General features: G+C 74.0%; 6 protein-coding genes and 2 pseudogenes. 1 reads left to right on the top strand and 7 read right to left on the bottom strand.

All coding sequences use genetic code 11. The features are described 5' to 3' along the window. The 5 genes and pseudogenes from BJF83_RS24825 to BJF83_RS31390 all read right to left on the bottom strand — a co-directional run. Positions 1-483 (bottom strand): annotated as a pseudogene (locus BJF83_RS24825) (integrase); the annotation flags it as partial. Between the two features lie 171 nt (positions 484-654). Next, positions 655-795, bottom strand: coding sequence for a hypothetical protein (locus BJF83_RS30110; RefSeq protein ID WP_262391873.1), 141 nt, complete (start codon positions 793-795; stop codon positions 655-657). A 674-nt stretch (positions 796-1,469) separates the two neighbouring features. After that, a complete protein-coding gene (locus BJF83_RS24835; protein ID WP_075928232.1) occupies positions 1,470-1,796 on the bottom strand; it encodes a hypothetical protein in 327 nt (108 codons plus the stop codon). A 184-nt stretch (positions 1,797-1,980) separates the two neighbouring features. Further along, entirely contained in the window at positions 1,981-2,625 is a 645-nt protein-coding gene (locus BJF83_RS31385) for an AAA domain-containing protein (protein WP_394329384.1), read from the bottom strand. A gap of 104 nt (positions 2,626-2,729) precedes the next feature. Then, positions 2,730-4,478: pseudogene (locus tag BJF83_RS31390) on the bottom strand (TM0106 family RecB-like putative nuclease); the annotation flags it as partial. 822 nt (positions 4,479-5,300) lie between these two features. Here BJF83_RS31390 and BJF83_RS31395 point away from each other — a divergent pair. Beyond that, positions 5,301-5,486, top strand: a complete 186-nt coding sequence (locus BJF83_RS31395; RefSeq protein WP_394329385.1) for a hypothetical protein — start codon at positions 5,301-5,303, stop codon at positions 5,484-5,486. On the opposite strand, the gene BJF83_RS30115 is transcribed toward BJF83_RS31395, so the two are convergent. Further along, the gene (locus BJF83_RS30115) at positions 5,435-6,598 is read right to left on the bottom strand and encodes a septal ring lytic transglycosylase RlpA family protein (protein WP_262391874.1); all 1,164 of its coding nucleotides are present in this window, start codon (positions 6,596-6,598) and stop codon (positions 5,435-5,437) included. The two genes, BJF83_RS31395 and BJF83_RS30115, sit on opposite strands and share 52 nt — an antisense overlap. A gap of 196 nt (positions 6,599-6,794) precedes the next feature. Continuing rightward, on the bottom strand, positions 6,795-7,529 hold the full coding sequence (locus tag BJF83_RS24850; protein ID WP_262391875.1) for a dual specificity protein phosphatase family protein: 735 nt from the start codon (positions 7,527-7,529) through the stop codon (positions 6,795-6,797). Positions 7,530-7,671: the final 142 nt, after the last annotated feature.

Here is a 7,671-nt window from a genome sequence, read left to right on the forward strand (position 1 = left end):
GGCGGATCCCGCGCAGGGTCATGCGCACGACGTCGGATCCCGCGCAGGGTCATGCGCACGACGTCGGCGCGGGTGGGCGAGGGCAGGCCGTGGGCGCGTGGACGGCGGCGATGGCGGCGGCGCGGCGTCGAGGGTGGAGGGGGCCAGGGCCCAGGCGGATCCGTCGGGGGTGCGGGCCTGGGCGCAGGCGGCCAGGTAGACGGCGACGTCGACGGGGTCGGCGGGCAGCGACTGGCGGTCCTGGGCCAGGCACCATGCGGTGAAGCCGGTCCAGTCGGCGCGGTAGGCGCGCAGGGTGTTGGGTGACTGGGCGTTGGCCAGGTAGCGGCCCAGGGCGTGGGCCTGCTCGGTGTCGAATTGGGCGCGGACGCGTTCCAGGGCGCGGGTGTCGACCAGGACGCTGTGGGGGGCGTGTTCGAGGCGGTCGCGGACGGGAGCGGGCAGCGCGGCGGGGTTGTCGTGGGAGGGGGCGGGTGTGCTCACGGTGATCCATGATGGCGCACGGGGTGGGGTGGGCTGGTCAGCGGTCGTGGCGGGTCGGGTTCGCCGTGGTCGTTTTCTCGTCCTTGGGGGGTGTCGACCGGTCGGCGGGGGTGTCTTCCGCCACGCGGGCGGGGGGTCTGCCTTCCTGGGTTGGGGGTTCGGGTCGCCCGGCTAGGTGGTGGTGAAGTGTGTGACCAGGGCCTGCCACAGGTCGGCGGGCGGCATGACCAGGAACAGGGGGAGGGCCGAGACGGCCAGGGCGGTGGCGAAGCCGATCGCGGCGATTTTTCGGCGCAGCCACAGGGCGGCCACGGTGGAGGCGGCGGGGACGGCCAGGGCCGTGACCAGGACCAGACCAGTGCGTTGCCGACGTCGGTGACCAGGTCTTGGGGGGTGTCGCCGGTGGCGGGGTCGAAGGTCGGGTAGGCGGTCTCCTGGGCGTCCATGACGACGAACGTCAGGTTGACCATGGCCAGGGGGGTGCCCAGGAGCCACACGAGAAAGAGCAGGACCCACAGGGCGGTGAGGCGGCGGTCGGGCGGGTCGTCGATGACCACGGGGGTGCGGCTGATGGTGCGTTTGCGTGGGAGGGCGTTTTGGTCGGCGGTGTGCTGCGTGGCGGGCGTCGGGCGCGGGGTGTGCGGCGGGTGCGCTTCTTGGGTGACACGGGTGGGTCCTCGGTGGGTGTTCGTCGTCCCTGGCGGGTTCAGGTTAGGGCGTGTGCCGTGGCTGTCGCCCGTCTGGGGCGGCGCGTGCGGTGCGGCTGTCGCGGGGCCGAGGAAGGAGCCGGGCGGTTCTGGCGACTGGTGGGAACGCGGCCAGAGTGCGGGGGCGTCCGCGCGGGCGGGCTCCCCAGGCCCGTGTGCGGGTGTTCACGGGGGTTGGGGCGCGCCGACGCCGGCGCTGTGGGCGTCGGTGCGCGGAGTGCGGCCCGGGTTCGTCGCGAGGGTGGGTTGGGAGCGGGCGGGTGTGGCCCCCGACGTGCTCTACCCGCCCCACCCGGACAGGTGGATGGCGGACACGAACACGACGGGCCAGGCCAGTAGGGCCAGCGACCACAGGGCGGCGCGGCGGTCTCCGGCGACGGTGGCCACGGCGGCGGCGAGGAAGGGCAGGCCGACGGCGGCGCCGAAGGCGAGGGTGAACCATTCGGCGGCCGAGCCGTCGTGGGCGGAGGCGCGCACGCCCATGAGGTATCCGGCGGGGCCCAGTACCAGGGCGGCCAGGGCCAGGACGGCCAGGGCGACGCGGATGCCGGTGGGGTGGCGGGTGTTGTCGCCGCCGCCGGTGGGGGCGGAAGGTCGGTCAGACACGGGGGCCGTGGTGCCTTTCGGAGCGTGTGGCGGGCCAGGGCGGTGGTGTGGGGGGCACGTCGGCGAAGGGGGCGCCGGTCGGGTCCGGTGTGCTGTGTAAAACGTACTCCACGTGCGGCGTGTCCGGAACCGTCGTGGATAGGCGCGGTGCGGTCAGGGGCGGGGCCAGGGGCGGGCGTCTCGGTCAGGCGGGTGAACCCGGCCAGGAGGCGCAGTTCGCCGATGGTGCGGGGGGTGGTGGTGAGCAGGTCGGGTGAGTGGACGACGGCGGCCAGGAGTTGGGCGCGCGACAGGGCGACGTTGAGGCGGTTGCGGTCCAGGACGAAGGCGGGGCCGCGGCTGGTGTCGGCGGCGTGGAGGTGGTCATGGAGCAGATGACGGCGGCGGCCTCCTGGCCCTGGAAGCGGTCGACGGTGCCCACCCGGATGCCGTCGAGGGCGGGTGTGGTGCGGGCTGCGTCGGCCAGGGCGCGGCGCAGGGCGCGCACCTGGAGGTTGTAGGGGGCCACGACGAGGATGTCGGCGCCGGTCAGGGGGCGTGGGTCGTGGTCGGGTCCGGGGGTGAGGCGGTGGCCGACCAGGGTGGTGGCGATGGCGACCACGGCGTCGACCTCCTCGGGGCTGTGGGTGGTGCGGCCGGTGTGGGTGACGGGGCGGGCGTAGACGCCGGGCGTGAGGCCGTCGAGGGTGCGGTGGGTGGTGGTGGGGTGGGCGTGCAGGCGGCCCTGGTAGGAGAGTTCGGAGACGGTGCGGCACACGGCGGGGTGCATGCGGCGGGTCTGGTCGAGGAAGTAGCCGCGTTGGGGGTCGATGACGGGGTCGGCGCCCATGAGGTGTTGCAGGGCGGAGGCGTCGGCGCCCTCGCCGTGGGTGCCTGGACGACCTGGGGCAGTTGCTGGGGGTCGCCGAGCAGGACGAGGTTGTGGGCGGCGGCGGAGACCGCGAGGGTGTCGGCCAGGGCGAACTGTCCGGCCTCGTCGATGATGAGCACGTCCAGGGGGTCGGCGACCATGGCGGCGTTGGTCATGGCCCAGGCGGTGCCGCCGATGAGGACGGGGCGGCCCTGGTCGGTGCGCTGGGTGCGCCAGCGGGCCAGGGTCTGGGGGTTGGTGGGCTGTTCCCAGGGCAGGTCGGGGTCGGGGGCGTCCTTGCCGCGGCCCTTGGCGCGTTTGGCGGCGGGCAGGTCGACTCCGGCGGCGTCTGCGGCGGCCAGTGCGGCGCCCATGACGTTCTCGACGGCTTTGTGGCTGGTGGAGCACACGCCGATGGTGCGGCCCTGGCGGGCCAGGTGGGTGATGAGTTGGGCGGCCAGGTAGGTCTTGCCGGCGCCGGGCGGGCCTTGGACAGCCAGGTAGGAGTGGTCGAGGGCGTCCACGGAGGCGATGGTGGCGGCGATCTGGTCGTCGCTGGGGTCGGGCAGGGGGCCGCCGTGGGTGAGGCGGGGCGGGCGGCGGCGCAGTACGTCCAGGCCGGGGTGGTGGGGCCATTCGGGTAGGTCGTCGACGGCGGTGCGGGCGACGAGTTCGAGGGCGCGTCCTTGGGTTGGGGGTTGACGGGGGCGCGGGCAGGACGGCGACGGGCGGGCGTGTGTAGGTGGCGTCGGGGTCGCAGGTCTCGGTGATGGTGATGCGGTCGGGGTCGGCGGTGGTGACGGTGGCGGTGTTGGTGGTCGCGGCCTGGCCGGGCGCGCGGGGTAGAGCAGGTGGACGTCCTGGCCGGTGGTGAAGGGGTGGGGGTGGGCGGTGTCGAGCCACAGGGCGAGTTCGCGGCGGGATGTGCGCCTGCGGCCGGTGGGTTGGATCCACTCCCCCGCGTGCACGCGCCAGGGTACGGCGCAGTCGGTGTCGGTCTCCAGGTCGGTCAGGGGGGCGTTGGTGCGGCGGTAGTGCTCGCGCCAGGGGGGCAGGGCCTCGCGCTGGTAGTAGCCGACCAGGGCGGCCAGGGTGGCGCGTGCGTGGTGGTGGTCGTCGCGGGCGGTGGCGGGGACCCCGTCGAGCAGGGGTGTGGTCAGGGCGGCGTGGCGGGCCTGTTTCTCGGCGCGTTTGCGGGCGCGTTCGGCGTCGGTCGGGGACAGTTCGGTCTGGATCAGGGGGCGGTCGGTGATGCCTTGGGCGGTGCGGTGCCGTTCGAGCCAGTCGCGTAGGCGGGCGGTGGAGTGGCAGTCGTCGCGGTTGTAGTCGGCGATGGAGGCGAGGATGTGTTCGGCCTGGTCGGTGTGGCCGGCCTCGCGGGCGGCCAGGTGGGCGGCGTAGGCGTCGATGCTGGAGGTGGCGGTGGTGACGTCGCCGCCGCGGGCGGCGGGCAGGTAGAGGGGTTCGAGGTACTTGATGGAGTAGGAGCGCTGGGACACGCGCAGGCTCTTTCGGACCACGGTGTACAGGTCGACGAGGCGGCCCTCGCGCAGGAGCCGGTTGACCTCTTCCTCGCGGGTGGCGTACTCGCTGGACAGGTGTTTGAGGCGGTCGACCTCGTAGGAGGCGTAGTGGTAGACGTGCGCGGCGTCGTCGGCGTCGATGCGGGCGGTGACGAAGTCGACGAAGTCCTCCAGTGCCTGTTTCTCCTGGGCGCGGTCGTGGGCCCAGAAGGCGTGGAAGGTTTCGGTGCCCTCGTCCTCGGTGGTGGCGCCGAACAGGTATTCGAGGCCGCGGCCGCCGTCGTGGGAGTGGTAGGGGTAGCCCTCCATGTCGAAGAAGACGTCGCCGGGGCTGGGGGCGGGCAGGGCGGCCAGGCCGTCGGGGGGCGAAGACCTCGGCGGTGACGGTGCCTTGGGGGTTGTGGCGGGTGCGGGTGGTGTCCTGGCGGACCTGGAGGGCGGCCTGGGCGCGGAGTTGGTCGAAGGTGCGGCGGGGCAGGGTGGTGGGGCGGTGGTCGTCGTCGGCGCGGGCGAGGGCGTCGATGGTGGTGATGCCGGCGTCGGTGAGTTTGGCTGCCTGGTCGGTGCGCAGTCCGGCGACCAGGGTGAGGTGGCGTGCGGCGGTGCGGCCGGTGGAGCACCAGGTCTGGTAGCCGCAGCCGTCGCAGGCGGGGCGTGGTTGGCCCCAGGTGGGGGTGGGCAGGGCCGCGGGCTGGGCGAGGCGGTCCAGGAGGCGGGCGGTGGTGGTGGCGAGGATGGGGGTGAAGTCGGCGGTGGGCAGGGTGTGGGTCTGTCCGTCGCCGGTGCGCAGGTGCATGTGCTCGGGGGCGGTGCCGGTGGCCTGGGCGACGGCGTGGGCGTAGGCGGTGAGTTGGAGGACGGCGCCGGGGCCGGGGCGGCGGGCGAGTTTGGTGTCCCAGGGTTCGTAGGCGGGTGTGGCGGGGGTGGGGGTGCGCTGGTCGCCGGTGGCCGGGTCCAGGTCGGCGCGGATGAGGAAGTCGGCGCGGCCGTGGAAGGCGATGGGGTGGGGGGCGCGGGTGAGGGTGTGGTGGAAGCAGGCCTGGTAGATGACGGGGACGCCGTCGGCCATGGCCTGGCGGGTGGCGTCGGCGGCGCGGGCCAGGGAGGCGTCGTCGGGTTCGGGCGCTGGATGTGGGTGAGGTCGCCGAACAGGGCGGTGAGGCGGTCGAGTTCGGCCTGTTCGTGGTCGTGGCCGTGGCGGGCGATGAGGGGGTCGATGTCCTGGGGGGCGGGCGCGCCGGGGACGCGGGCGGCCAGGGCGGTCTTCAGGGCGCTGCGGTGGTCGCACTCCAGGGTGTCGACGAGGTCGGTGGGTGAGACGACCCAGCCAGTGGTGGTGCGGAACAACGCGGTGCTCCTTGTGGGTGGTGGTTGTGCTGGTGGTGGGATTGTGCCATGTGCGGGTGACGTGTGCGGGGCCTCGTGGGGTGTGTGCGGGGTTGGGATGTGCGCGAGCGCCCCTCCCCCGTGGGGGGCGGGGCGCCGCGTGGGGTGGCGCGCGGGTGTCGGGTGGGGAGTCGGCGCTGGTCTGGGGTCGCCGGGTCGGGGTGTGTTGCGTGGGGCGGGCGTGTACGTCCAGCCCGACGGCCGTAGGTTCGAAGGACGCCGGGACCTCCCACATGTGTGGCACTACTGTCCGGGTTCTGCCTGGTCGGCAGCCCACGGCGACGTGTGGGCGGGGTCTTGGCCTCCTGCCGGACCCTCGCCGCGGACCGTCTAGGCCACGACCTCCCAGCTGACGTCGGCCACGCCGGCGCTGGTGCTGGAGATCTGCTCGAAGGCCGCGGTGGACAGGTCCAGGCAGCGCCCGGACACGTAGGGGCCGCGGTCGTGATGCGCACGGTGACCGAGGAGCCGTTGGCGGTGTTGGTGACCCGGACCATGGTGCCGAAGGGCAGTTCCTTGTGGGCGGCGGTCATGGCGCTGGGGTCGAAGGTCTCTCCGTTGGCGGTGGAGCTGCCGGCGAGTTCGGCGCCGTAGTAGGAGGCCTGGCAGGTGCCGCCCTGGCCGGTGGGTTGGGTGTCGTCGCCGTTGTCGCCGTCGGAGGAGGAGTCGTTCTCGGGTTCGGCTGTCTGCTCGGGCCGCTCGACGATGTCGGAGCCGGTGGCGGTGGTGCTCTGGCGTGCGTTGGCGGCGGCCTGGGCGGCGCGGTCGGTGGCCGCGGGGTCGGGTGCGGGGGTGGTGTGGTCGGTCGTGAGCGGGTCGGGGTCGGCTTCGGGGATGCCGGCGGCGTTGGTGGTCACGGTGGTGTCGGCGCCGGTGACGATGACCGCGGCGGTGGCTGTTCCGGCCACGGCCACGGCCAGGACGGCGGCGGAGCTGAGGAGCAGTGTGCGTCTTTTGCGGCTGCGGGTCGCGGCGACCCGGGGTCCCACGGTGGGGGTGTCCTGGGGGGCGGCGGGCGTGTTCTGGGGCTGGTGTTGGCCCACGGTGATGTCCTTTGAACGTCGCGGGATGGGAGCGGCGGCCGCCTCCTGGCGCGTGTTGCGGGTGCCGTGGGGCGTGGGTGCGTCGGATGCGTGGCGCCCCGGTCGTGTGGGGCGGGGGCGTGCACGGGCGGAGCCGGGACCGCCGGCGTTGGCATCGCACGGGGTCTGGGCGCTGAGCCTAGGGGTAACGCGGGGGTCACGGTACCGGAATGAGGTGTTTTGTGGAACTTGTCACCTGTTGACCTGCGGCTTTGGCAGTTCGGGTCGGCGTGGCGGAAGCGTCGGGGAAGAGCGTGAGGGCGGGGTCGGGCAGGTTCTGGCCGCTGAGTTCGGCGACGGCGCGCGCCAGTGTGGGGTTGTCCAGGTGGCCTCCGACGGCGCGGATCATCTGGGTCAGGGTGGGCAGGGCGGGGGCGCCCAGGGCGGTGACGGCGTAGCGGGCGGCCACGGCGGGCGTGCGGGAGGCTCCGGCCCAGCAGTGCAGGAGGACGTGTTTGCCCTCGGCGCGCAGGGTGGCCACGGCCGCGGCGGCCTCGTCGAGTGTGTAGTGCAGGTTCGGGTTGGCTCGGGGCCGGTCGTGCAGCCAGACGCGGACCCAGTCGCGGGAGCGCAGGTGGGGCGCGTCGGTGGGGTGGGTGGCGCACAGGGAGACGACGGCGTCGGCGCTGTCGGGGTGCTCGCGAAGGTGGTCGAGGTTGGCCAGCAGGACGCCGGGGTCGAGGGGGTGGGCGACGGCGAAGGGGCGCAGGCGTTGGTGCGGTTCGGTGCGCACGGAGGTCTCGGGCCACAGGTGGGGATGGGTGCCGCGGGCGGTGCGCAGGGCGTCGGCGACCAGGGTGTGGGGGTCGAGGGTGTCGGCCAGATGCCGCCAGGCGTGCAGGGGGATGGCCGAGGCGCCCCACAGGGCTCCGGCCAGGGCGCCGGTGTGCATGGCGGTCAGGTCTCCGCCGGAGGTGGAGGCCGACCAGACAGCGTCTCCCCGTCCGCCGGAGCCGGTGAGTCGAACGCGTACTCCCACAGGGTCCCGCCCGCGGTGTCCAGAACCGCGTAGTCGCCCTCGGGGCGCGAAGCTC

This window comes from Nocardiopsis sp. CNR-923 (assembly GCF_001942255.1).
GTDB lineage: Bacteria > Actinomycetota > Actinomycetes > Streptosporangiales > Streptosporangiaceae > Nocardiopsis.

Bases quoted from the DNA above. Each gene is read 5' to 3' on its own strand.
- BJF83_RS31385 (WP_394329384.1), bottom strand. From the start codon at position 2,625: ATGGGCGCCGACCCCGTCATCGACCCCCAACGCGGCTACTTCCTCGAC.
- BJF83_RS24850 (WP_262391875.1), bottom strand. From the start codon at position 7,529: ATGCACACCGGCGCCCTGGCCGGAGCCCTGTGGGGCGCCTCGGCCATC.